Annotated in this window: 19 protein-coding genes; all 19 read left to right on the top strand. The window is 50.4% G+C overall.

The features are described 5' to 3' along the window. The first annotated feature begins 1 nt into the window (after position 1). A complete protein-coding gene (locus ACEN86_RS03050) occupies positions 2–1,369 on the top strand; it encodes a HAMP domain-containing sensor histidine kinase (RefSeq protein WP_495632901.1) in 1,368 nt (455 codons plus the stop codon). A gap of 149 nt (positions 1,370–1,518) precedes the next feature. Further along, on the top strand, positions 1,519–3,039 hold the full coding sequence (locus tag ACEN86_RS03055; protein ID WP_495632902.1) for an FTR1 family iron permease: 1,521 nt from the start codon (positions 1,519–1,521) through the stop codon (positions 3,037–3,039). Between the two features lie 34 nt (positions 3,040–3,073). Then, the gene (gene efeO, locus ACEN86_RS03060) at positions 3,074–4,255 is read left to right on the top strand and encodes an iron uptake system protein EfeO (RefSeq protein WP_495632903.1); all 1,182 of its coding nucleotides are present in this window, start codon (positions 3,074–3,076) and stop codon (positions 4,253–4,255) included. 18 nt (positions 4,256–4,273) lie between these two features. Continuing rightward, entirely contained in the window at positions 4,274–5,515 is a 1,242-nt protein-coding gene (efeB, locus tag ACEN86_RS03065; RefSeq protein ID WP_495632904.1) for an iron uptake transporter deferrochelatase/peroxidase subunit, read from the top strand. Positions 5,516–5,953: 438 nt separating this feature from the next. Next, entirely contained in the window at positions 5,954–7,195 is a 1,242-nt protein-coding gene (locus tag ACEN86_RS03070; RefSeq protein WP_495632905.1) for an ABC transporter substrate-binding protein, read from the top strand. A gap of 68 nt (positions 7,196–7,263) precedes the next feature. Then, positions 7,264–8,130 (top strand): carbohydrate ABC transporter permease, encoded by an 867-nt coding sequence (locus ACEN86_RS03075; protein WP_495632906.1) that lies wholly within the window; start codon positions 7,264–7,266, stop codon positions 8,128–8,130. Beyond that, positions 8,130–8,948 carry a carbohydrate ABC transporter permease gene (locus tag ACEN86_RS03080; protein WP_495634202.1) on the top strand — a complete coding sequence of 273 codons (819 nt, stop codon included), beginning with the start codon at positions 8,130–8,132 and terminating at the stop codon, positions 8,946–8,948. The genes ACEN86_RS03075 and ACEN86_RS03080 overlap by 1 nt, the downstream gene beginning before the upstream one ends. Positions 8,949–9,024: 76 nt before the next feature. Beyond that, positions 9,025–10,704 (top strand): glycoside hydrolase family 13 protein, encoded by a 1,680-nt coding sequence (locus ACEN86_RS03085; RefSeq protein ID WP_495632907.1) that lies wholly within the window; start codon positions 9,025–9,027, stop codon positions 10,702–10,704. Between the two features lie 150 nt (positions 10,705–10,854). After that, positions 10,855–11,859, top strand: a complete 1,005-nt coding sequence (locus ACEN86_RS03090) for a LacI family DNA-binding transcriptional regulator (RefSeq protein WP_495632908.1) — start codon at positions 10,855–10,857, stop codon at positions 11,857–11,859. A gap of 244 nt (positions 11,860–12,103) precedes the next feature. Further along, positions 12,104–12,976, top strand: coding sequence for a DMT family transporter (locus ACEN86_RS03095; protein ID WP_495632909.1), 873 nt, complete (start codon positions 12,104–12,106; stop codon positions 12,974–12,976). 287 nt (positions 12,977–13,263) lie between these two features. Continuing rightward, positions 13,264–15,021 carry a sensor histidine kinase gene (locus tag ACEN86_RS03100; RefSeq protein ID WP_495632910.1) on the top strand — a complete coding sequence of 586 codons (1,758 nt, stop codon included), beginning with the start codon at positions 13,264–13,266 and terminating at the stop codon, positions 15,019–15,021. Then, complete coding sequence (locus tag ACEN86_RS03105; RefSeq protein WP_495632911.1) at positions 15,018–16,658, top strand: response regulator transcription factor; 1,641 nt, start codon at positions 15,018–15,020, stop codon at positions 16,656–16,658. The genes ACEN86_RS03100 and ACEN86_RS03105 overlap by 4 nt, the downstream gene beginning before the upstream one ends. A gap of 105 nt (positions 16,659–16,763) precedes the next feature. Continuing rightward, positions 16,764–18,446 (top strand): type 2 periplasmic-binding domain-containing protein, encoded by a 1,683-nt coding sequence (locus ACEN86_RS03110; protein ID WP_495632912.1) that lies wholly within the window; start codon positions 16,764–16,766, stop codon positions 18,444–18,446. A 228-nt stretch (positions 18,447–18,674) separates the two neighbouring features. Then, positions 18,675–19,571: an ABC transporter permease gene (locus ACEN86_RS03115; RefSeq protein ID WP_495632913.1), complete on the top strand. Its 897-nt coding sequence runs from the start codon at positions 18,675–18,677 to the stop codon at positions 19,569–19,571. Positions 19,572–19,590: 19 nt separating this feature from the next. Further along, positions 19,591–20,469, top strand: a complete 879-nt coding sequence (locus tag ACEN86_RS03120) for a carbohydrate ABC transporter permease (RefSeq protein WP_127198963.1) — start codon at positions 19,591–19,593, stop codon at positions 20,467–20,469. Between the two features lie 15 nt (positions 20,470–20,484). Next, complete coding sequence (locus ACEN86_RS03125; RefSeq protein WP_495632914.1) at positions 20,485–21,525, top strand: glycoside hydrolase family 53 protein; 1,041 nt, start codon at positions 20,485–20,487, stop codon at positions 21,523–21,525. Positions 21,526–21,544: 19 nt separating this feature from the next. Further along, positions 21,545–23,611, top strand: a complete 2,067-nt coding sequence (locus ACEN86_RS03130) for a beta-galactosidase (protein ID WP_495632915.1) — start codon at positions 21,545–21,547, stop codon at positions 23,609–23,611. Positions 23,612–23,876: 265 nt separating this feature from the next. Beyond that, positions 23,877–24,581, top strand: coding sequence for a response regulator transcription factor (locus tag ACEN86_RS03135; protein WP_495632916.1), 705 nt, complete (start codon positions 23,877–23,879; stop codon positions 24,579–24,581). 1 nt (position 24,582) lies between these two features. Continuing rightward, positions 24,583–25,518 (top strand): sensor histidine kinase, encoded by a 936-nt coding sequence (locus ACEN86_RS03140; RefSeq protein ID WP_495632917.1) that lies wholly within the window; start codon positions 24,583–24,585, stop codon positions 25,516–25,518. Positions 25,519–25,545: the final 27 nt, after the last annotated feature.

The following is a 25,545-nucleotide window of genomic DNA, read 5'->3' on the forward strand; positions in this document are numbered from 1 at the left end:
CATGACCATCAAGAAGAAGGTGGTCCTCCTCACCACACTGTGGCTGATTGGGATCCTGCTAGCTTTTAATATTACGGTATTCTATGCCTTTCTCAAGATTACGACCCAGAATGAGAAAGATCTATTGATAGACCGGGTGAACAGCATATTCGAGAAAGCTGGGCCTGAGGATATTCTAGGAGGGAGGAGAACAGAGCTGCTGACCAGCTTCTTGCCGGACGACGGCATGATCCGGGTGCTTGATAATCAGGAGAAAGAGATTCAAATGCTGCAAAATGATGATGATATTGTCCCCATGGAGCGTGAGGCCGTCGAGAAGCCTGAATCCGAATTGTACTACCAGAGGAAAGGAACGGTGCTCGTTGTCCGGGTTCCCATCCTCCTGAATGGCAGCGTGGCCGGAACGATTGAAATGGGTGAAAGTCTGAAGTCGATCAAGAACAACATCAGCATTCTGATCTCGATTCTAGCCCTTGCCAGCCTTGGAGCTATCGGCCTGAGTCTGGTCGGAGGAATCTATCTGTCCAAATGGATATCGCGGCCTATATCGGGGATGGTCACGACTATGGAAGAAATCGAACAGAGCCTGGAATTTCGCAAAATCCCGCTTAGACCGGATGCAACCGACGAGCTGAGCATGATGGGCAGCACGTTCAACCGGATGATTGACCGGCTTGAAGAGAATTTTGCCCGGCAGCAGCAGTTCGTATCCGATGCTTCGCATGAGCTGAAGACACCGCTCACCAGCATTGAGGGATACGCCAATATGCTTCGCAGATGGGGACTGAGGGACGAGGAGAGAGGCAGAGAGGCGGTAGAGCACATCTACTCCGAAGCGGTTCGCATGAAGGAAATGACCCAGCAGCTGCTAGACCTGGCTTCCACGGAGAATCAAGCCCGTTATATGCCGGAGACGGTAGAGCTGGTTGGGCTCAGCAGGAAGACGGCGAAGCTGCTTGATAAGGTATACAGTAGGCAAATAAAGGTTCGGGCTTCTACGGAGAAGCTATATCTGAATGCGGATCCTTCGCGGATCAGCCAGCTGCTGCTTATTCTCCTGGATAATGCACTCAAGTACAGTAAGGAACCGGTCGAGCTGAGTCTGTCCGAACAGACTGACTCTACAGCGGGCCCGCAGGGACTCCAGGTTCGAGTGAAGGATTCTGGGATTGGGATCCCGCAGGAGGACCTGAACCGGGTGTTTGAACGCTTTTACCGGGTAGATTCCTCCAGACATCGTAAGACAGGCGGTACCGGACTCGGTCTGGCTATTGCGAAGAATCTGGTGGAACTGCATAAGGGAACCATCCGGATTGAAAGTGAAGAGAACGTGGGAACGGAGATTATCGTATTCCTTCCCCTTCGTTAATCATAGAATACTCAGGACCCGCATTGTATTGACAATGGGGGTCTTTCTCTTTATAATTACCCTAGCCAATAATGATAATCATTATCAATACCATCATTATCATTTAGTTCGGATGTTTTACATTTGCTTAAAGACAGGGAGTTGAAGATATGTTAGGCATGGGCTCGAAGTGCAGTCGGGTTCTTCTCATAGTGATGTTCTTGCTTATCCAGGCGGGAGGTACGGTATCTCCGCTTAGCCTGGTACCCTCTACAGCAGCAGCTGCAGAGGAGTCCGGTACGAGCAAGGGGATAGAGGGAGTTCTCGGCCATGTGGGCGAGCTCAAGACAGCTCTTGGCCAAGGTGATCTTGAACAGGCTGCAGCAGCCTTCCGGCCGATTAAGAAATGGTGGACTACGAGCAAGAGCGAGGTCAAGAAAAATTCGCTTGCGATGTCTCTCGAGATAGAGGGGCAGATTGCCGGAATTTCGATCGCTTTGCTGAACAAGGAAGCTTCTAAGGCTTTGGATAAAGCGGGCACCCTGGAATTCTCACTCGTTAATTACCGCGATGGAGCCTATGTCGGCAATGACGGAAAGCAGCAGATGACCTTAAGCGTCTATATTATGAAGCTTAGAGGTGCTGCAGATCTCATCGGGAAGCAGCAGTGGACCGAAGCAGGAGCCGAGGTTAAGCAGCTGCAGCAGCAGTGGTTGACCGTGGAAGGCGATATTGTCAGCAAATCAGCTGAGGTCTACAGCAGCACCGAAAGGGATCTGGTACTGCTGGACGCTTACCTGGCAAGTCCTGATCAGAGAAGTCAGGCCAAGCCGGTCATTGACCGGATGATCAGCGGACTTGCGCCGCTGGCCGGCGCGGAGTATACCTGGATCGATGCGGCTCTTATCCCGTTACGCGAAGGGCTTGAAGCGCTGCTGGTGGTTGGCGCCCTGCTCATGTACGGGAAGAAGGCTGAATCCAAGGCTGCCAGCCGTTATGTGGTCCTGGGTTCGGCAGCAGGGCTTCTCACCTGTATAGCTGTGGGATTTGCCGTTGCCGTCTTCCTGTCCTCCAGCTCGTTCGGTACGAGCAATTCCTTGATTAACGGCTGGACCGGCGTACTCGCCAGCTTCCTGCTTCTATATGTCAGTTACTGGCTGCACCGCTATGCGGATGTGAAGCGCTGGAAGCAATTTATGGAGAGCAAGAGCTCCAAGGCACTGTCGGGCGGGAAGATGTTCTCGCTTGCCCTCCTTGCTTTCTTCGCTATCGTACGTGAAGGACTGGAGACCGTCATCTTCCTTATCGGTATGGTTGGCAAAATGCCGGGAACAGCACTCGCCGGCGGCATCGCTGCTGGGTTCGGTGTGCTTGCCCTGGGTGCGGTGATCCTGATTAAGGCAGGAACCAGGCTGCCAGTACGTCCTGTATTCCTGGTATCCAGCGTGATTGTATTCTATCTATGCTTCAAATTCATGGGTTCGGGGATTCACAGCCTGCAGATGGCGGGCGTACTTCCGTCCACGGTGAAGGAGTACCTGCCGGAATATGCGGCAATCAGCCTGTATCCATCCTGGTACAGCACGCTGCCGCAGCTGATCTTCCTGCTGACCGGAATTCTGATGCTCGTCTGGGGCAGAACATCTGGAAGACGCACAAAGACAAAGCTTCACACGATATCATCGGTGTAAGAACACTTTTAATCATAACGGGGGAATATAGCTTATGTTGTTCAAAAAGATAACGTCCATCGCTTCAATATCAGTTGCCAGTGTACTACTGCTGAGCGCATGTAATCAGGCAAGTCCGAAGGAGGCGGCTCCGGCCGTACAGACAGCCGATAGTAAAGAGCAGGCTGCTGCAGATACGAAGAATCCGGTTGCCGAGGATGCAGGAAAGCTGCAGGAAGAGGTCAAGAAGCTTCAGGATGCAATCAGCAAGAAGGATGCAGCTGAGGTTAAGAATCTGGGCAAGTCGATTAACGATATGTGGCTTTCTTTTGAGAATACGGTACGCCAGGCATTCCCGCTGGAATATACAGAAGTTGAGAAGTATGAAATGCCGATCTTCTCGGCATCCGCGTATGACAAGGTGGATTTCGAGAGCTTGAAGCCTACCGCCGACAAGCTGCACGGGGCACTCGAACAGCTGAAGAATGCCAAGCCGAGTACGGCGAATACGTCTGAGCTGCTTAATAAAGCTGTAGAGAACTACAAAGCATTTGTTGATGAACAGGCCGATAATCTGGCCCTGCAGACCAAAGCCTTCGCAGAAGCGGTGAAGTCTGGCGATGCGGAGCTGGCGAAGAAGGAATATACGAAGGCCCGGGTATATTTCGAGACGATCGAACCGATCGCAGAGAGCTTCGGAGACCTGGATCCCAAGATTGACGCGCGCCTTGCAGATGTCGAGGATGAAAGCACATGGACCGGGTACCACCGGATTGAAAAGGCCTTGTGGAAGGACAAATCTTTGAAGGGCCAAGATAAGTATGCCGACCAGTTGATCAAGGATACCGAAGAGCTGCAGAAGCAGATCAAAGGCCTTAAGCTTGAGCCAAAGGTTATGGTTGCGGGTGCCATTGAACTGCTGAATGAAGCAGCTACGTCCAAAATCACGGGTGAAGAAGAAATCTATTCCCGTACAGATCTGGTCGATCTGGCAGCTAACGTGAACGGCTCCAAGACCGTGTATCTTGCCATTATTCCTGCGCTGAATGAGAAGAATCCGCAGCTTGCGGATCAACTGGATAAGCTGTTCCTTGCAACAGAAGAGCTGCTTCGCGGCCATCAGAAGGATGGACAGTATGTAACCTATGACAAGCTGTCGACCGAGCAAATTCGCAAGATCAGCGATCAACTCAGCCAACTGTCCACGTTGATGACTCAGACAGCAAGTATTCTGTAGGTATCGGGGGAGATAAGAATGGAACTCGAACCTAAAGAGACGCAGAAGCAGAGTGTATCACGACGGGACTTCCTCAAGTTATCGGCCATAGCCGGAACTGGAATTACGCTGGGTGCGGCAGGCATGGGAGCCATCATGGGAATAGTGAAGCCGGAGAGCGGGAAGGCGGCTGCGCTGTCAGATGATCGGATATCCCTCTACGGACAGCATCAGGCCGGAATTATTACTCCCCAGCAGACCTATATGTATCTGGCGAGCTTTCATCTTAGCGGTAATGACCGTTCTTCGGTTATTCGCCTATTCAGGGACTGGACCAAGTTCTGTGATCTAAGCACGGCCGGAGGAACGATGAAGACGGGAGACAATACCCTGCTTCCGCCAAGTGATACGGGGGAGACGCTGGATCTGCCTGCCGCAAAGCTGACTATCACCTTTGGGTTCGGACCTACCTTTTTCAAGGAGAATGGCAGGGACCGATTTGGTATTGCAGCGAAGGCCCCGCGCTATCTGAAGGATATTCCGCGTATGCCCCGCGAGAATCTTGACGCTTCGCTGTCAGGCGGAGATGTCTGTATCCAAGTGTGCGCGGAAGATCAGCAGGTGGCGTTCCACGCGGTGCGCAACCTGATCCGTCTGTCGACGGGCTATGCCACTGTGAACTGGATGCAGGAGGGATTCATTAGTGCAACGCCGGGGAAGACGCCCCGGAATCTGTTCGGATTCAAGGATGGTACGGCGAACAGCGAGCATGATACCTCTACCGGTTATGATGATGTGGTCTGGGCTGGGGAAGGAGAACCCGAATGGATGAAAGGCGGCTCTTATCTGGCTTACCGCAAGATCCGCATGCTGCTGGAAGTGTGGGACCGCACTTCACTGAAGGACCAGGAGGATACGTTCGGAAGATATAAGGAATCCGGAGCTGCCTATGGGAAACCGGGTGAATTCGATGCTGTGGATCTGTCGAAGCAGCCCGCTTCGGCCCATGTGAATTTAGCCAAGCAGACGGGCCAGAGAATTCACAGGAGAGCCTATTCCTATACGAATGGGGTAGACCCGCGTACAGGCAATGTAGATGCCGGGCTGCTGTTCCTGAGTTATCAGAAGAACCCCGATACACAGTTCATTCCCATGCTGAGAATGATGCAGTCCAAAGATAAGCTTAATGAGTACACTTCACATGTGGCGAGCGGCCTCTTCGCATGTCCGAGAGGACTTAGGGAGGGGCAGTATATTGCCCAGAATATTTTAGAAGGATAAGTCTTGAATCTCCTCCCATAAATGGGCAGGAGATTTTTTTGTGAAATTTAATTGACAAAATAAAGGGGGAAGATTATATTCTTAGTAAGCGTTTACGTTATGTGCTGCGTAAGGGCTGAATGCAATCGGCAGGGCCGATTGATATTTTTTAATCCTGAAGTTAAACGTTTACTTTACTTCGAAAGACAAAAGGGTGGTGTTGGTTAGAATGCTTGCTCACCGTAAGGTGTGCCAGCTGCTCGTGGCCGCCGCAGCGAACCATTTATAGTACTTATGTGGCGAAAGAGACTAAAGGATTTTTGTAAGCGGTTTATTTTGCTCGTGAGATGGGAAAGACACCTTGGAACCAAATCATCAATGTTATTTTACAGAAATAAAGTAAACGTTTACTGCCTGTATCCTTTCAAACAACAAAACCTTATTCAGGGGGAAACTACAATGAAAATGAAAAAAGCCATCATGCCGCTTCTTGCAGGAGTGTTAGCTATGTCGATGTTAAGCGGATGCGGATCCAAGAGTGACGGAGGCGCGTCAGGCGGAGCGGTAAAGATCGAGTTCTTCCAGAATAAGACCGAAGCCAAGGCTACCTTCGATAAGCTGATTGCCAAGTTCAACTCAGCGAATCCGAACATTAAAGTCACCCAGGTGAATCCACCGGATGCGGAGACCGTGCTCAAGACACGCGTCGCCAAGAAGCAAATTCCAGATGTCATCGGTATTGGTGCAACAGACACCTACTCCACCTTGTCCAAGAGCGGCCTGTTCGAGGATTTCTCGAATGATCCGCTGACCAAGAACATTCAGCCGGCCTACCTCGATATGCTGAAAGCCCAGACCGGACTCACCGAGCTGAACGGGATACCTTTCTCCACGAATGCCAATGGTGTGATCTATAACAAAGCCATGTTCAAAGAAATGGGCCTAACCGTGCCAACAACATGGGATGAATTCATGGCTACCGCGCAAAAAATTAAAGATGCAGGCAAGGTGCCATTCTATCTGACGCTGAAGGATTCCTGGACTACACTCATTCCATTTAACGGCCTGGAGCCAGGGGTTGTAGGGATCGACTTCTTCAAACAGCGCAAGGAAGGCACTGTTACCTTCAAGGATAAATTCCGTGAAGTCGCTGACAAGCAGCTGCAATTGCTGTCGTTCGGTCAGAAGGACATGTTCGGTAAAGGGTACAACGACGGTAACGTAGCGTTCGCGAAGGGTCAGTCCGTAATGTACCTTCAAGGCGTATGGGCGATTCCTGAAATTCAAAAGGCTAACCCTAGCATCGAGCTTGGCGTATTCCCATTCCCGGCTACCAACGATCCATCGAAGAACAAGCTCGTATCTGGGGTAGATACCCTGCTGACTGTGTCCAAGAGCTCTGAGCATAAAGCGGAAGCCAAGAAATTCATTGACTTCCTGCTGCAGCCTGACAACGCGAAGCAGTACATTACCGAGCAGAAGGCATTCCCGGCGATCCAAGGTGTAACTCAGGATGATCCGAGTGTAGCTGATCTGAAGCCTGCCTTCGAGAAAGGCGACCTGGTTGACTTCGCAGATCACTACATCCCGGGTGCCATGAAGGTTGATACCATCATTCAGGGCTTCCTGCAAAAGAAAGATGTGGACGCTTACCTGAACTCCCTGGATACAGAATGGGATAAAGTCGCTAACCGTAAGTAATCAAGCAAACAAGACGGGAGAAAGGTGAAGCTGATCCTTTCTCCTGTATTTGTCAGGGAGGACTCAAGATGGCTAAGCGCCGAATTGCCTATTATCTGATGACCATACCAGCTCTCGTGCTGTTCTTTGCTTTTCATACGTTCCCGGCGATCAAGGGGATCTACTACTCCTTCACGAACTGGGATGGATTTAGTAAAACCCTCGACTTTGTAGGTTTCAAGAATTACGGTAACCTCTTTAAGGATGAGAACGTGCTTAATTCCTACTTGTTCACTTTCAAATACGCCATAGTGGTCACGATTCTGATTAATGTGCTCAGCCTGCTTATTGCGCTTGGCCTCAACGCAAAGATCAAATTCAGGAACTTCTTCCGCGGTGTGTACTTCCTGCCCAATATTCTAAGCATTCTTATTGTGGGCTATATCTTCAACTATATCTTTGCCAACGTGATCCCTGTATTCGGGGAGAAGATCGGCAGTGCATTTCTATCTGACAACATTCTTGGGAATGAGAACTGGGCCTGGATCGGAGTAGTTATTGTAGGCGTATGGCAGGGCATTGCCTTCAACACGATTCTGTACCTTGCCGGGCTTCAGACCATCTCCAAGGACTTGTATGAAGCCTCAAGCCTGGATGGAGCCAGCCGCTGGAGAGAATTCTGGAGCATTACCTTCCCGCTGCTTGCTTCATTCTTCACGATTAACATGGTGCTTGCGATGAAGGGAGCCTTGATGGTATTTGACCAGATCATGGCCTTAACGGGCGGCGGACCGGGCCGGGCGACGCAATCGATCTCGCTCCTGATCTATACCGGCGGCTTCCAGGGCGGGGAATTCGCTTACCAATCGGCCAACGCAGTCATTTACTTTATCGTGATTATCGTGATCTCCGCGCTGCAGCTTAAATTTTTACAAAAACGGGAGATGGATATGTGATGAGAAAATCTACGAATTGGACGATTACCACCCTCGTTGCGCTGGGATCACTGCTCATTTTATTCCCACTGTACTTAACCGTAAGCATCGCCCTGAAGAATCCGGAAGAGATGGCGAGCTCCCTCTTCGCACTGCCGACAGGGCTGCACTTTGAGAATTTCGCGAATGCGATTGCGGCCACTGACTTCTTCACCGCGTTCAAGAATAGCGCGCTCATCACGATCATATCGGTCCTGTTCATTCTGCTGACGAACTCGATGGTGTCCTATGCCATTGCGCGCAATATGAACAAGAAGTTCTTCAAAGGCCTGTATTTCTACTTCATCAGTGCGATGTTCATTCCATTCCAGATCATCATGCTTCCAGTCGTCAATCAGACAACGACCTTCCACATGAATAATATTGTGGGATTGATGATTCTCTATGTTGTGTATGGACTTGCATTTAATGTATTTGTATATGTAGGTTATATTCGTTCAATTCCTATTGAACTGGAAGAAGCGGCGACTGTGGACGGGGCAACGACTTGGGGAACGTTCTGGAGAATTATTTTCCCACTGCTTGCGCCTATCAATGCCACTATAGGAATTCTGGCCTGCTTGTCCTCCTGGAATGACTTCCTGCTTCCACTGGTCCTGCTGGGCGACCCGGAATCCTACACACTTCCGCTGGTTCAGTACGTGTTCCAAGGGCAGTTCAGCACGGATTTCAACCTGGCTTTTGCGTCGTATCTGCTGGCGCTCCTGCCTATGGTCATTGTATATCTGTTCGCACAGAAATGGATTATTAACGGGATTACTCAAGGGGCCATTAAGTAAGACTTGGTGGGTCAGGTAAGAAGTCAGCATGATTAACATTAGAGAAATATAAATTCGCAATAAGAGGAGAATGGAAATGGATAGACAGTGGTGGAAAGAAAGCGTAGTGTATCAAATTTATCCGCGCAGCTTCATGGACAGCAACGGAGACGGTATAGGGGATCTGCAGGGCATCATCTCGAGGCTGGATTACCTGAAGACGCTGGGAGTGGACGTAGTATGGCTATCCCCGGTGTATGAATCTCCGAATGATGACAACGGATATGATATTAGTAACTACCAGGCGATTATGGATGAATTCGGAACGATTGAGGATTGGGAGGAGCTGCTTCAGGGCCTTCATGAGCGGGGGATGAAGCTCATTATGGATCTGGTGGTCAACCACTCTTCCGACGAGCATAAGTGGTTTGTGGAATCTCGTAAGTCCAAAGATAATCCTTACCGTGATTATTATATTTGGCGTCCGGGCAAAGACGGCAGGGAGCCGAACAACTGGGGATCCTTCTTCAGCGGCTCGGCTTGGGAATATGACGAACACACGGAGGAGTATTTCCTTCATCTATTCTCCCGCAAGCAGCCTGACCTGAACTGGGAGAACCCGAAGGTTCGCCAGGAAGTATACGATATGATGACCTGGTGGCTCGACAAGGGCATTGACGGTTTCCGGATGGACGTCATCAACCTGATCTCCAAAGAGCAGCAGCTGCTGGATGCGGAAGGTCCCGAGGGACAGTACCATTTTGGCGGCAAAAGCTTTGTCAACGGACCGCGCATTCATGAATTCCTGCAGGAGATGAACCGTGAGGTGCTGTCCAAGTATGATGTGATGACCGTGGGAGAGACCGTTGATGTGACGCCTGAAGATGCGGCGCTGTTCGTCGGCAAGGATCGCGGCGAGCTGAACATGGTCTTCCAGTTTGAATTAATGGGGATTGACAGCGGCCCCACCGGCAAGTGGGATGTGACTCCGTGGACTCTCGCAGATTTCAAACGGGTGGTTAGCAAATGGCAGACCGCGCTGCAGGGCAACGGCTGGAACAGTCTGTACCTGAACAATCATGATCAACCGCGGATGGTGTCCCGGTTCGGCAATGATTCATCTCCGGAGCTTCATAATGTATCCGGCAAAATGCTGGCTACTCTGCTTCATACGCTGCAGGGAACGCCTTACATCTACCAGGGCGAAGAGCTTGGTATGACCAATGTGCGCTTTGAGTCGATTGAGGATTACAAGGATATAGAGATACTGAATATGCATAAGGAATACATGGATGCCGGCCGAGATGAGAAGACGATCATGGAATCCATCTACAGCAAAGGCAGAGACAATGCCCGTACTCCAATGCAGTGGAACAGCGGCCCGCAAGCCGGATTCACGACGGGAACTCCGTGGCTGACGGTTAATCCCAATTACAAGGAGATTAATGCGGAGCAGGCGGTTGCTGATCCGAATTCTATTTTTCACTACTATAGAAGACTGATTGAACTTCGTAAGCAGCATGACATCATTGTATATGGCGACTATCAGATTCTTAGAGAAGAAGATGAACAAATCTATGCTTACCTGCGTTCACTAGGGGATGAGAAGCTGCTGGTAGTGCTGAACTTCTTCGAAGCTCCGGCAGAGTTCGTGCTGCCTGATTCGATCCATTTCTCCGGGCAGGAGCTGCTCATCAGCAACTATGAGGTTCCGGCAGATAGCAATATTAAACATATGAATCTTCGACCTTATGAGGCTAGAGTCTATAAGCTATAAATCAGGTTGAGAGGAGCCCGTGAACTAGAGTTTGCGGGCTTTTGAAATCAGCGGCTGGCGATGAGTACGAATCCTGTCTCTATTCCGGATTTTGGGAAAATGAGTTATGCTATAGAAATAAAATGATTCATTAAAGAGGAATGTGTAATTATGAATCCAACCATTAAGGATGTGGCCAAGAAGGCCAATGTCTCCATAGCGACAGTATCGCGGGTTCTGAATAACCTGACGGGATATTCGGACAAAACCAAGCAAAAGGTGATGCGGACGATTGAAGAAATGGGGTATCAGCCCAACATGATCGCCAGGGGCTTGATCAATAAGCGAACCCGTACCATTGGCGTGCTGTTCCCCAACGTATCAAGCTCCTTCTCATCGGCCCTGCTTCACGGGATTGAGGAGTTCGCTTATAACCATAACTACAGTGTTGTAGTGTGCAATACAGACGAGGATGGGAAAAGAACACTCAAGTGTCTTCAGGTGCTAAGAGAGAAGCAGGTTGATGGTATCGTCTTCGCAAGTGAGCTGCTTAAGGAAGAATACTATAAAGCACTTGAAGCTATAGGAATCCCGGTCGTTCTAATCTCGTCAGAGACGAATTATCCGGGTATACCGTATGTCAAAGTAGATGATAGAGTAGCAGCTTATGAGGCAACTGAGTATCTCATACATAAAGGGCACAGACGAATTGCGATGATCGGGGGGACAAAGAGTGATCCGATTGCCGGTGTGCCCAGAGTAGAGGGATACATGAAGGCTCTCAAAGAACATGGCATTCCTTGTCTGGAGGAGTATATTGCTTATGGAGACTTCGGTTTTGCCAGCGGTTGTAGTGCTATGGAAGAGCTGCTCAGCCGTTCTCTGGATATGACAGCCGTGTTCGCAGCCAGTGACGAGATGGCCATTGGCGTGCTCTCGGTGGCCGCGCGGCGGGGAATTCGAATACCTGAGGAATTGTCAGTAATTGGATACGATGACGTCGAGCTGGCGGAGATGGTCGTTCCTCCGTTAACCACGGTGAATCAACCTCTGAACGAGATGGGAAGCTCAGCTTGTATGAAGCTTATTGATATGATTGAGACGGGCAAGATTGCCCAGAATTCAATCGCCCAGCACCATATTGTGGAAAGACAGACCGTAAGGGCGCTTGATTGAGGGAGCAGCTCTGATATAATAGACAGCTTAGTGTAACTTTTATAAGTTGAACTTAAGAGTTACCCATAGGCAAGAGTGTGAAATGATTCTGGAGAAGCGAAGCGTTCGCCTTTGTGACTGGATTTCCCCCTTATCAATTTAATTAAGAAATCTGGGAGCAACAGCGATCGGAAGAATATTTCACACGGCTGCCTAATGTGTAACTTAATAGCTCAACTTATAGCAATCAGAGGTGTGGGTAAGCGTGAATATTTTAATAGGATTATTATGTCTGATCTGGGGATTTAACTGGGTATTTATGAAGCTTGCGAACGGGGTATTCCCGCCCGTATTATTCGCAGGTTACCGGTTCGCCCTCGGTGCGCTGGTGCTGCTGGCCGTGTGTTATTTCAGAAAGGTGCCGATCCCGCGCGGGAAAATTATGACCTGGTACGCTATCTGCGGGATTCTGCAGACCATGTACTTTAACCTTGCAATCCAGTTGTCACTGGTGGATCTCAGTGCAGGTCTAACCTCGGTGTTAACCTATAGCATGCCGCTCTGGCTTACGCTGATGGCTCATTACTGGCTTCCGGGTGAACAGCTCAGGGCTCGTAAGCTGATCGGCATTGTTGTAGGGATAATCGGGCTGTTCGTTGCTATGGATGCGCACTTTGGCGGAACAACGGGAGCCATGCTGCTGGCGCTGTCTTCAGGGTTGTCCTGGGCATTCTCGAATTTGATTATCAAGCGCAAGCTGGCAAGCTGCGACATGCTTCAGTTCACGACCTGGCAGATGGTATTCGGGGCTGCAGGGCTGCTGCTGTATTCCTTCGTCTTCGAACATGGACCGAGTCACTGGGGCCTTATGCCGATTGTTTATGTGGGCTTTGCAGGTGTGGTGGGCTCAGCGCTGGCTTTTGTGATGTGGTCGTACATTTTGTCCAAAGTGGAAGCAAGCAAAGCGTCGATCTCCCTGCTGCTCGTCCCCGTAGTCGGCGTAATCTCCGGCTGCCTGGTTCTGCACGAAAGTCTGAACCAGTTCATGGTGGTCGGCATTGCGCTGGTCCTGCTGGGGATCTGGCTGGTAAATGGAAAGTCACAAGCGGCCGCGCCAGCCGGCAAGTTAGGCGCTTGAATAGTAAGGCGAACAGGAACTGGACTCATGTCGGGTTCCTTTTTTGTTGCGGGAACAGAGCGGTACGCGGACCTGCCAGGAAGGAAATTCCTTTCCAAAAGAGCAGAAATATTAACAATCGATACTAGGTGCGGTTTGTATAATTTTTTAGAATGAAGAGAGATAGACAAAAAGGTATAATAGGAGAATCCCATTCGGGCGTGATACCGCTTTCAGCGCTGCCGTGAAGCGGATATTTATAAGCGGCGGGAAGCCGCCTAATTCTATAGAAGCAAGGTGTGAAGCTTGTGCCCAGACTAACGCTATTTCGCAAAATGGCTATTTTACTCATCGTGATGTTGATCCCGATTATCATACTCTACTTCTATTCCAACCGCACCAGTACAGAGGTGCTTGGCAAAGAGCTCAACAAATCCAATTCGAGCCAACTGGACTTCTTTCAGTCCCAGGTGAATTCCAATATTGATCTGTTCTCCCTGTGGCCGAATTTGATGATCCAGGACCCGGATATTTTTGGATTCAAGGATATATTCCTGAACAGTGAGTACTTCAATCTCGATTTCATTAATCTGGTGAAGCGAATTGAGACCAAGCTGAATATTCAGGAGAGTTCCTCCAATTGGAAAACCAAGCTGTTCATCTACTCACCCTCGCTGGGGAGGGTGGTATCGGATAACGATATCCGGGTCTATAACGATGCGGATCTGAAGAGACGGATGAAGCCGGGGTGGCAGGTTACACGGGAGGATTCAGGGGAGAATGAGCATTTCACCTTTTCCCTGATCACGGCGTATCCCTATTCCTCCTTCAATCATCCGGAGGATGCCAACCTGATTATTGAAGTCCGGTTCGACAGCAGGAACATTCAGGATATGCTGGATAAATTCAAGAGCGACAGCCGCAGAGATCCTGTGTATTACAAGAAGGATGTCGGGATTATCTACAACCGGTCGGCGAACCGTTCCCTGACGCAGGAATTAATGAATTCCTTGAAGGATCAGCACTTGGAAGATGTGGAGAACCGGACTGTACAGCTGCGGGGAGAGGACTATATGGTCAACATCGTCTCTTCCGCAACAACGGGCTGGTATCTGGTCGATTACATGCCGCTGAAGGATATTGTGGCGCCGATCGAGAAGTCCAACCGGCTGTTCTACTTCGCTGTCGGTTCATTACTGCTGATGAGCTGTCTGGCTGCTTATATGCTGTACGCCCAGGTTCAGGTGCCGGTGAAGAAGCTTGTGCTTGCCTTCAGCAAGCTTAAGAACGGGGATTATTCCGTTAGGCTGGAGGTCAAGGGGAAGAATGAATTCAGCTTCGTGTTCAAAAGGTTCAACCTGATGGTGACGCAGATTCAGGAGCTGTTCGAAAATGTATACATGGAGCGAATCCATGTTAGAGAGGCCCGGCTCAAGCAGCTGCAGTCGCAGATTAATCCTCATTTCTTCTATAACTGCTTCTCGTTCATTTCCAGCATGGCCAAGCTGCAGAACATGCAGGCGGTTGTGGCCATGTCTCAGAATTTATCAAGCTACTACCGTTACACTACACGGCAGGAAAGGGATGTTGTGCCGCTGGAGGAGGAGCTCGGGTTTGTCAGGAACTATCTCGAAATTCAGAAGATGCGTAAGCCTAAGCTTGAATTCTCCATCGATATTCCCGCACGTATGCTGAAATGGGAAGTTCCTCTGCTGGTGGTACAGCCGCTGGTTGAGAATGCGGTTCTGCACGGAATTGAGTCGGGATCAGGCGGGGGACAAGTCCGGATCTATAGCGAACTGCAAGAGCATGAGACCTGTGTCGTAGTAGAAGACAGCGGCAAAGGAATGACTGAAGAAGCCATGGAGGAACTCCGCAGTAGCCTTGATGTGCCTATGGATCAGGAGATGGGCTGCGGGCTGTGGAATGTGCAGCAGCGAATGCGGATTCGTTATGGTGATTCTGCCGGGCTGCGCTTCTCCCGGTCGGAGATGGGCGGTGTTAAGGTCACACTTCACTGGCCGAATCAGCTTGAAGATATGAACAACAAGGGGGAGCTTACATGATTGAAGTTCTGTTAGTGGATGATGAATCTTACGTTACCGAAAGTCTTGCCGCTACGATTCCCTGGCAGGAGCTGGGGGTTAAGCAGGTGTACCAGGCAAGCTCGGCTGCGGACGCGTTATCCATCCTGAGGGAACAATCCATTGATATTGTAGTCTCAGATATTCGGATGCCCGAGGTAGACGGGCTCAGCTTAATCGAGTCGATTAATCAGGAATGGCCGCACATCCGCTCCATGCTGCTTACCGGATATTCGGATTTTGAGTATGCCAAGAAGGCGATTCAGCTGCAGGCTTCGGACTATATTCTGAAGCCTGTGGATGATGAAGAATTCATTAATAGCCTGTCCAGTATGATCGAGTCTTTAAAGGACGAATGGGAAGCGTCCGATAAATACAACCAGATGCTCTACACGATGAAGTCGGAATCCGGTGTGCTTCGCTCCAATCTTATGCATGATCTGCTCCTCGGAAGAACCTGGTCCAAGCAGATGATCAGCGAGAAGCTTCAGCAGTACGGGATTGGATTGAATGTAGATGAACCTGTTGTCATGCTGCTTGTTCAGCTCGGACATCAGTTCGCCCACTATGATTACCATTCTTCGTCTCTGATTGAGTTCGCGGTGGGTAACATTGCCGAGGAGATATTTGCCGAGGCCTTTGAGGTATGGCACAGCAAGGCCCCTCATGAATGCATGGTCATTCTGCTCTCGCTCCAGTCCTCCTATCAGGCTGGTATGGAGCTGGCAGTAGATTTCGAACGGCAGCGCAGAAGCAAGCTTCAAGAGCTGGCCGGCCAGTTCCGCAAGCAGGTCAGCAATTACCTGAAAGGGGATATCTCCACGGTCATCACCGGCTGGTTCTCCTTCCCGGACGAGGTCGCTGCGGCTTACCGGGCCGGGCTCAGCACCTTTATTGTCTCGGGACTTGAAGAGCAGGGCTCGATCCTGTTCATGGAGGATCTTCCGGGCGGCTCAAGCGCGCCGGTTAAGTCGCTTGAAATGCTGTACAAACCGCCTACCTTGATTCATTTACTGGAATCCAAGCAGTGGGAGGCTGCCCGGCAGAAGGTCAGTGACGTGTTCGCAGACCTTGAGAAGACGAGGTACTCGAGAGAACATCTGTATGAGGTGTACCTGTCGGTAACCAATGCTTTCATGTACATTGCCCATAAGCAGGGGCAGTTCGTCTACCAGATCGATCAATCCGGCTTCGATCTTCTGCACGATCAGAGCATGATCCTATCCCTGGATAAGCTGAGGGCCTGGTCCATTGGCATGCTGGAGAAATTCAAGGCGGAGCTGTCCGCGAGCGATCACTACACCCGGAGCTATATTATCAAGGAGGTTCAGGAGCTGGTATCCAGTGACCTGGGCCAAGACACCTCTGTCAAGACGATTGCGGACAAGGTGTACCTGCATCCGGTCTATTTGTCCAAAATTTATAAGGCAGAGACCGGGGAGAGCCTGGGCGATTATATTATCCGGATGAGAATGGAACATGCCCTGTACCTGCTCAAGAAGACCAACAAGAAGATCTATGAGATTACCGCTGAGCTGGGCTATCAGAATCCGCAGTATTTCAGCAAGATGTTCAAGAAGCATTACGGACTCACTCCGAATGAGTTCCGGGATCAGTAACAGGTTGCAAAAGGTGCAGAAATCTTCCGAGAATGACATAGGCCGCGGGAAATACGCCCTCTATAATTAGAACTGTAGAACACGATCACTAAGAGGGGGAGCTACATGAAAGCTTATACAAAGAAACTGACAGCGCTTGCATTTAGTCTGGTTATGGTTGGCGCATTGTTCACCGGATGCTCTGAGGATAAAGGAGCTACAGAAGCTGCGGGGACAGCTTCGACTAACACTGGGAATGTCTATAAAGAGAAATATGATCCACCTGTAACGATCTCCACGGTATGGGGTGTAGACCCGGAGCTTAAATTCAAGAACGGTGAGAATATTGAGAATAACGTGGCCACGAAGTGGGCGAAGGATACGCTGGGGATTGATATCAAATCCTTGTGGTCCGTGACAGACACCAACAATGCTTTTGCAACGAAGCTGAGATTGTCCATGGCTTCCGGTCAGCAGATGCCTGACGTTGTGACGGTGGGGGATGCCCAATTGGCACAGGACTTGATTGATTCCGGCATGTTCCAGGATGCAGGAGCGCTCTTCGACAAATACGCTTCTGATACCTGGAAGAAGGCTATGGAACAGGACCCTAATGTGTGGAATACCTATATCCGTGATGGCAAAAGAATGGGTATCCCGGTTCTAGACTATGCCTACAACCACGATTATATCCTGTGGATCCGCCAAGACTGGCTGGACAAGCTGGGAATGGCTGCACCTAAGACGATGGATGAGCTTGAGAAGGTCATGGAAGCTTTCAAGAACAACAACCCGGATGGACTTAAGCCGGAAGATGTTATTCCGCTGAGTATCGGATTCAAGACTACGATGAACACGTGGATGGGTGACCCATCCTGGATCTTCGGCGCTTATGGCACCATTCCGCAGCAGTGGAACAAGGGCGCAGACGGCAAGCTGGAATATGGCTCCATTAACCCGGCTATGAAGCAGGGTCTAGTGAAGCTGAATGAATGGTATAACAAGGGCTTTATTCCAAAAGAAGCAGCGCTATGGGATGAGAACAAAACTTCTGAGCCTGCGGTTGCAGGTAAAGCCGGTATTCTCCCAGGACCTTACTGGATGAGCGGCTGGCCGTTGTCCGACACGGTTAAGAATGTCAAAGGTGCGGTATGGAAGCCGATCGCTCTTCCAACTGGACCTGACGGGAAAGCGGGCCGTCACGGAACCCAGTTCACGAATGGTGTAACCTTGATTAGCACCCAAATGCAGCACCCAGAGGCTTTCTTCACTTATCAGAACTACATGTTCAAGAACTTGGCTGATTCCCAGCCTGGCGGTGTATTCGACAACGGTCTGTTCAAGGGCTACGACTACGATATGGATGCAAGCGGCAAGGCACTTCGGTATGAAGACATTCCAGGCGGTTATGTGAACAGTATCCGTTACCTGCTTGTTCGCGATGGCGCCCGTATTCCTGACGCTCAGATGAAGGCACTGCTGAATCTGGCGGATGGTAAGGAAGCGACTACCAGACTGGAAAAAGAAGTGAAGCTGAACTACGGCCTGGATACTCCAGCCGCTGCGAAGGTATTGATGTCCCAAGAGGGGATTGCTTATCCGAACCTCTATACAGGTCCTACAACACCTACCATGAAGTCTAAGATGGATTATCTGAACAAGATTGAGAACCAGTCTTTGAATGAGATTATTTACGGCAAGCAGCCTGCGGATAGCTTTGATAAATTCGTAGAGAGCTGGAAGTCTGCCGGCGGAGACCAGATCACCAAGGAAGTGAACGACTGGTACTCCCAGCTGAACACCAAATAATACCCTTTTTGGGGACGCTACGGCATGCTGAGGCATGCCGTTTTGTCGTCTTTGCAGGTTTTTTTTCAAGTCGGTGCCAGGGCAGTTTCCAGTCTGTAGGAGGTTCATTTCAAATGGTTGCAATAGTGCCATTTATATTGGTTTTGTTAGCTATTTATGCGGATTTGGCGTTGCTATAATGACCATACCAAATAGATTTCAAGACTATATACAAAGGGGATTAACGCAATGAAACATCTCAAGCGCAATTGGCCGCTGCACCTGATGCTCGTCCCATCGCTGATTTTTCTGATCGTCTTCAGCCTGGTGCCTATGGGAGGCATTGTCATGGCATTTCAAAATTATAAACCCTTTCTTGGATTCACCAAATCCGCATGGGTCGGATTAGATAATTTCCGGGCCCTGTTCGAGCGGCAGGATAGTATTGAGGTGATCTGGAATACGCTCATTATTTCGGGTCTCAAGATTATATTCAACCTGCTTGCGCCCTTCGTGTTTGCTCTCTTGCTCAATGAAGTGAGGAAGGCCTTCTTCAAACGCTTTGTACAGACCCTGGTCTACCTGCCCCATTTCCTCTCTTGGGTAATTCTCGGAGGAATCCTGCTGGACGTGCTGTCCACAGACGGCGGATTTGTGAACCAAATCCTGACCTCCTTGTTTGGAATTAAGCCGATCTTCTTCCTCGGAGACAACAACTGGTTCCGGTTCACGGTTATCGTCTCCGATGTCTGGAAAGAGTTCGGATTCGGAACGATCGTATTCCTGGCTGCCCTTGCGAATGTGAATCCTTCCCTGTATGAAGCGGCTGAGATTGACGGAGCTTCCCGCTGGAAGCAGACCCTTCATATTACGATCCCCTCCATGCTTCCAATTGCTGTCGTAGTCGGTACCCTGGCACTCGGAAACATTCTGAATGCGGGATTTGACCAGATTTTCAACTTGTACAACCCGCTCGTGTACCAAAAAGGCGATATTATCGATACGTTCGTGTATCGTACAGCCATTTTGAATGGAGAAATGGGACTTGGAACAGCAATCGGGCTGTTTAAATCCGTGATCTCCATGGTGCTCATTCTGGTGTCCTACAGACTAGCCTACAAATTAGCGAATTACCGGATTTTCTAAGAATGGGGGAAGATGAACGATGTATCACAAAACAAAGGCGTACCGCCTGTTTAGCGTAATAAATACGATAGTCCTGATTATATTGTCCCTGCTGTGTATCATTCCTTTAATTCATGTGCTTGCGGTATCCTTCAGCTCTAAGGCTGCTGCCGATGCCAATCTGGTTAGCTTATGGCCCGTCAACTTCTCGCTGGAAGCCTATAAGAAGACGATCGATAATCCGGTCTTCCTGCATTCGATCTGGGTATCCGTGAAGAGAACGGTGATCGGAACCGGTTTGACCCTGCTTCTATCCTTCATGGCTGCCTATCCGCTGTCGAAGGAGAACTCCGTATTCAAAGGCCGGAACTTCTACTCCTGGTTATTCGTATTCACCATGATCTTCAGCGGCGGTCTGGTGCCGTTCTATATTGTCATTCAGAAGCTCCATCTCATGGATTCCTTCTGGGTCCTGGTTCTGCCGGGCGCTGTGAATGTGTACTTAACCATCCTGCTCATGAACTTCTTCAGGGGAATTCCAAAAGAACTTGAGGAAGCAGCATTCATCGATGGGGCCGGGCATTTCCGTACACTGTTCAGTATCTTCCTGCCAGTCTCGCTGCCGTCCATTGCAACGCTTGCGCTGTTCAGCGTGGTCTTTCACTGGAACTCGTGGTTCGACGGACTGCTGTATATGAACAACTCCAAATCGTTCCCGCTGGCAACGTTCCTGCAGACGGTGATCGTACAGAAGGATATGAGCTCCATGAGCATCAATCCGAAGGAGTTTGAACTATTGTCCCAGAAGACGGTCAATGCGGCTCAAATCTTTATTGGAGCGCTGCCGGTGCTGCTCGTATATCCTTTCCTACAGAAGTATTTTGTTAAAGGGCTTGTAATGGGATCCGTGAAAGAATAACAGGAGGTAAGCAGCATGACACACACGTGGATCAAAGGAATGGATGTCTCCTTCCTCGATGAAATCGAGCAGGAGGGAGGCAGGTTCTATACTGAGCCGGGCGGCGAATCGGAAGATTGCCTGGATATTCTGCGGGCGCAAGGCACGGATTCGATCCGCCTGCGGCTATGGAATGATCCGGCTGGAGGCTATTGCAACCTGGAGCGTACCTTGTACATGATCAAGCGGATCAAGGAGAAAGGCTTTCATGTGCTGCTGGATTTCCACTATTCCGACAAGTGGGCGGATCCTGCCAACCAGTGGAAGCCGAAAGCTTGGGAGAACCTGAGTTACGATGAGCTGAGACAGGCTGTCTACGACTATACGTTCGTGGTGCTGAACATGCTGAGGGCTCAGGGTACACTGCCGGACATGGTGCAGATCGGGAATGAAATTACACCCGGTATGCTGTGGGGTGAAGGTCGGGTGGACGGCGAGGGATATGACACGGATGAACAGTGGGAGCGTTTTGCTGGCCTTGTGAAGGCTGGGATTGCAGCCACTCGGGAGGTAAGCGAATCAATCCGTATCATGATTCATATTGACCGGGGCGGGGACTATGCGTCCAGTCAGAAATTCTACGACCGGTTCACCTCGCTTGAAGTCCCTTTTGATGTCATCGGATTGTCTTATTATCCATGGTGGCATGGGACCTTGGAGGACCTGCAGTTCACTTTGAACAGCCTGGCTCTGCGCTATCATAAAGACATTGTTGTTGTGGAGACGGCGTATCCTTGGACTTTGGAGCAGAAGGAGGAAGGCTTCCCGCTGATTGTGGAGAAGCCGGAGCAGCTTCATCCAGGATATGAGGCATCCCCTCAAGGACAGCTGAAATATATGCAGGATTTCGTTCAGGTGATCCGGAATACCCCGGAAGGAAGAGGGATCGGATTCTATTATTGGGAGCCCTGCTGGATTCCGTCGAAGACCGAGTGGTCAGTAGGACATGCCAACAACTGGTCGAACCTGACGATGTTTGATTACAGCGGAAGCGTGCTGCCAGCGCTAAATATCTAACAAAGAGAGTGGGAATGTCATGACTTATTCATTCAAGCCAATCAGCCCCAAGCTGACGGGATTTATGCATGGAGCAGATTATAACCCGGATCAGTGGCAGCATGCCCCCGAGGTGCTCGCGGAAGATATCCGTCTGATGAAGCTGGCCAAATGCAATGTGATGGCAGTCGGGATCTTTGCCTGGGCGGCACTTGAGCCTGAGGAGGGTACGTTCACCTTGGAATGGCTGGACAGGGTACTGGATACGTTCGCGGAGAACGGCATCTATGCCTGGCTCGCAACGCCGAGCGGGGCCAGACCGGCCTGGATGTCCGAGAAGTACCCTGAGGTTCTGCGGGTAGAGAAGAACCGGGTACGCAACCTTCACGGCGGCCGTCATAACCACTGCTATTCCTCTCCTGTGTATAGAGAGAAGGTCACCCTCATGAACAGCAAGCTGGCTGAGCGTTATGCGAATCATCCGGCTGTGATCGGCTGGCATATTTCCAATGAATACGGTGGTGAATGCCACTGTGACTATTGTCAGGAGCATTTCCGTGAATGGCTGCAGGAGAAGTACGGCACACTGGAAGCCCTGAACCGAGCTTGGTGGGCGACCTTCTGGAGCCATACGTATACGAGCTGGTCGCAAATTGAATCCCCGGCTCCTCACGGCGAGAGCATGGTTCATGGCCATAACCTGGATTGGAGAAGATTCGTAACCGACCGGACAGTGGACTTCTGCAAGCATGAGATCGCACCTCTGAAGGCTGTTCGCCCGGATCTTCCCGTGACAACGAATATGATGGACTGGTTCGATGGCCTGGATTACCGTAAATTTGCCGATGTGCTTGATGTCATCTCCTGGGATGCCTACCCGACATGGCATGATCTGCAGGAACCTGGGAAGCTTGCGGCCTGGTTCTCCTTCAACCATGACCTGTTCAGGTCGCTCAAGGGCGGACAGCCGTTCCTGCTGATGGAGAGCACACCGAGCCTGACGAACTGGCAGCCGGTAAGCAAGCTGAAGCGTCCGGGCATGCATAAGCTCTCTTCTCTTCAAGCGGTCGCGCACGGCTCCGATTCCGTGCAGTACTTCCAGTGGCGGAAGAGCCGCGGATCCAGCGAGAAATTCCACGGTGCCGTGGTGGATCATGTAGGGACAGAACACACCCGGGTCTTCCGTGATGTTGCCCATCTAGGAGATACGTTAGAGCGCCTTGCCGAAGTGGTGGGCAGCAGCGTTCCTGCCGAGACCGCAATTATTGCTGATTGGGATAACAGATGGGCCGTAAATGATGCGCAGGGTCCGCTCAACCGGGGGATCGAATATGAGCAGACGGTGATGCAGCATTACCGGGCTTTCTGGGAATTAGGCGTGCCTGTAGACATTATTGGTTCGGACGACGACCTGTCGAAGTACAAGCTGATTGTGGCCCCGATGATGTACTTGGTTACGGAGAAGGCAGGAGCCGCCATTGAGGCTTTTGTAGCGGGAGGGGGAACTTTCGTTACAACCTATTGGTCCGGTATCGTCAATGTGAGCGACTTATGCCATCTGGGAGGGTTCCCGGGTCCGCTCAGGAAGACGCTTGGAATTTGGTCGGAAGAGATTGAAGGTCTGCATGCCGATGAGACCAATAAGATCCAAATGTTAGAGAATAATGAGTTTGGACTGAGCGGATCCTATGAGTCCTATGATTTGTGTGATCTTATTCACCTGGAGGGTGCTGTGGCGCTGGCAGAGTATCAGGAAGACTTCTATGCCGGACGGCCTGCTTTGACCGAGCATGCATTTGGAGAAGGGACAGCCTATTATTTGGCTACCAGAGCCAAGGAGCCCTTCTATGAAGCTTTCTATGAGAAGCTGATCCAGAAGGCTGGGATTCGGCGCGCAGTAGATACGGAGCTGCCGAAGGGCGTTACCGCCCAGGTGCGGACGAAGGGTACAGAAGAATATCTCTTCCTGCTCAACTTCAGCGACCGGGATCAGACCATCCAGCTGAACAGACGAACATACACAGATCTGGAGACGGGCGAAGAGACGGGAGCCACCGTAAGCCTGGAATGCAATGGCGTAAGGATCCTCAGATCCCAGGTACAGTAATACCCGAAGCGACAATACGCAGAAGGAAATAATGCTTGAGGGAAATAATGCTTCAAGGAACCATCCTTTGAATTGGTTGTTCTACACTTCCAATTTACCAAAGGGTGGTTTCTTTTTTACAACAGCGATTGGAACAGCAGTCTTGTTCGCGGAGCGCCCCACTAAGCGATTATGCCTTTTTCGAGATTCCATATTGTGACATTAGGCGCAGGGATGTTAAGGTTAAGTGAGGAGTTTATTTTACAAGGGCAGGGCGGGAAAGAGTGTGCAGCAAAAGATATTGTTAATTGAGGATGATCAATCCATAAGTGAAATGGTGCGAGACTACCTGATCCGAGAGGGTTATGAGATCACTGCCGTATTTGACGGTATTGAAGCGGAGAAGGCCTTCGCCCGGACTACCTATGATCTGGTTCTGCTTGATCTGATGCTTCCCGGAAGAAGCGGGACAGATGTGCTTCAGCTGATCCGGCAGCAGAGTCTGGTCCCGGTTCTTATTATGTCCGCCAAGGATAGTGATGTCGATAAAGCGCTGGGTCTTGGATTCGGTGCTGACGACTACATAACCAAGCCGTTCTCCATGATCGAGCTTGCAGCCAGGGTGAAGGCGGCGATTCGGCGGGCCGGATATCATTCAGCTTCAGAGCAGCAATCAGAGACCACGAGCAAGCCTATACATATTGGAGAACTAGCCATTGACCTGGATAACTTCTCCGTGAACAAGGGCGGGGAAGAAGTGAAGCTGACCGCCAAGGAGTTCAGTATTCTTAAGCTTTTCGCAACCAATCCAACCCGGGTATTCACCAAGGCTCAGGTATACGGATTCGTCTGGAACGATGATTATTTCGGGGATGAGAACGTAATTAATGTACATATGCGCAGACTGCGCGAGAAAATTGAAGACGACCCTTCGCATCCCAAGTATATTCAGACGCTGTGGGGGATCGGCTATAAGCTGGGGGAATTTTAACGTGATTCTGCTATTAACCATCATGGTCCTGATCTTGGCAGCCCTGCTTATTATGCAGCTTATGAAGAACAGGAACCGGTCCCGGCAGCTGGATGAAATTCACCAGATTGTACATGCGATCCAGGATGCCGGCACCATGGAGAGGGTCCTGCTGTTCACTGACGATGGGCAGCTCCAGCGCCTGCTCGTGGACATGAACCGCTTAATTGAGGCCACACATCAGGTGGATGCGAGGCAGAGAGAGCTGGAGTCCTCCATGCGAAAGATGCTGTCCAACATTTCTCATGATCTCAAGACCCCCCTCACGGTAGTCCTGGGATCTATGGAGACCGTTCTTCAGGATGATCGCCTCTCAAGTGAAGAGAGGGACAAGCTTCTGCTTAAAGTTCACAGCAAGGCGGCAGAGGTGTTGGAGCTGATCAACAAGTTCTTTGACCTGGCCAAGCTGGAATCCGGAGACAAGCAGCTGCCGCTCACTCCGGTAAATGCCGGAGAAGTGTGCCGCCGGAACATCCTTTCCTTCTATGACTTAATTGTCTCTCAGGGGATGGAGGTAAGCATTGAAATTCCGGACAGCCCCGTCTTCCTACTCTCGAATGAAGAGGCGCTTGACCGGATTCTGAACAATCTGATCTCCAATGCGATTCGCTACGGAAGCGAAGGGAAGATGCTGGGGCTTAGTCTGCGCGCCGAAGAATCAGAAGTGGTGATCGAGGTATGGGACCGGGGGAAGGGGATCCATGAGATCCACCAGGATAAAGTATTTGAGCGAATGTACACGCTGGAAGACTCGAGGAACAAATTCTACCAGGGAAGCGGCCTTGGCCTAACCATTACCAAGCGGCTTGTAGAGCAGCTGAATGGCCGGATTGCCTTAAGCAGCAAGCCTTATGTGCGCACTACGTTCACGGTGATTTTTGCGCGGATGAAAGTGTAGAAGATGTCCGAAGGGATTCATACTTAA

The sequence above is a fragment of the Paenibacillus sp. Paensp111 genome (assembly GCF_059492195.1).

Bases quoted from the DNA above. Each gene is read 5' to 3' on its own strand.
- ACEN86_RS03075 (WP_495632906.1), top strand. From the start codon at position 7,264: ATGGCTAAGCGCCGAATTGCCTATTATCTGATGACCATACCAGCTCTC.
- efeB (WP_495632904.1), top strand. From the start codon at position 4,274: ATGGAACTCGAACCTAAAGAGACGCAGAAGCAGAGTGTATCACGACGG.
- efeO (WP_495632903.1), top strand. From the start codon at position 3,074: ATGTTGTTCAAAAAGATAACGTCCATCGCTTCAATATCAGTTGCCAGT.
- ACEN86_RS03130 (WP_495632915.1), top strand. From the start codon at position 21,545: ATGACTTATTCATTCAAGCCAATCAGCCCCAAGCTGACGGGATTTATG.
- ACEN86_RS03055 (WP_495632902.1), top strand. From the start codon at position 1,519: ATGTTAGGCATGGGCTCGAAGTGCAGTCGGGTTCTTCTCATAGTGATG.
- ACEN86_RS03110 (WP_495632912.1), top strand. From the start codon at position 16,764: ATGAAAGCTTATACAAAGAAACTGACAGCGCTTGCATTTAGTCTGGTT.
- ACEN86_RS03120 (WP_127198963.1), top strand. From the start codon at position 19,591: ATGTATCACAAAACAAAGGCGTACCGCCTGTTTAGCGTAATAAATACG.
- ACEN86_RS03050 (WP_495632901.1), top strand. From the start codon at position 2: ATGACCATCAAGAAGAAGGTGGTCCTCCTCACCACACTGTGGCTGATT.
- ACEN86_RS03115 (WP_495632913.1), top strand. From the start codon at position 18,675: ATGAAACATCTCAAGCGCAATTGGCCGCTGCACCTGATGCTCGTCCCA.
- ACEN86_RS03080 (WP_495634202.1), top strand. From the start codon at position 8,130: ATGAGAAAATCTACGAATTGGACGATTACCACCCTCGTTGCGCTGGGA.
- ACEN86_RS03085 (WP_495632907.1), top strand. From the start codon at position 9,025: ATGGATAGACAGTGGTGGAAAGAAAGCGTAGTGTATCAAATTTATCCG.
- ACEN86_RS03090 (WP_495632908.1), top strand. From the start codon at position 10,855: ATGAATCCAACCATTAAGGATGTGGCCAAGAAGGCCAATGTCTCCATA.
- ACEN86_RS03125 (WP_495632914.1), top strand. From the start codon at position 20,485: ATGACACACACGTGGATCAAAGGAATGGATGTCTCCTTCCTCGATGAA.
- ACEN86_RS03105 (WP_495632911.1), top strand. From the start codon at position 15,018: ATGATTGAAGTTCTGTTAGTGGATGATGAATCTTACGTTACCGAAAGT.
- ACEN86_RS03070 (WP_495632905.1), top strand. From the start codon at position 5,954: ATGAAAATGAAAAAAGCCATCATGCCGCTTCTTGCAGGAGTGTTAGCT.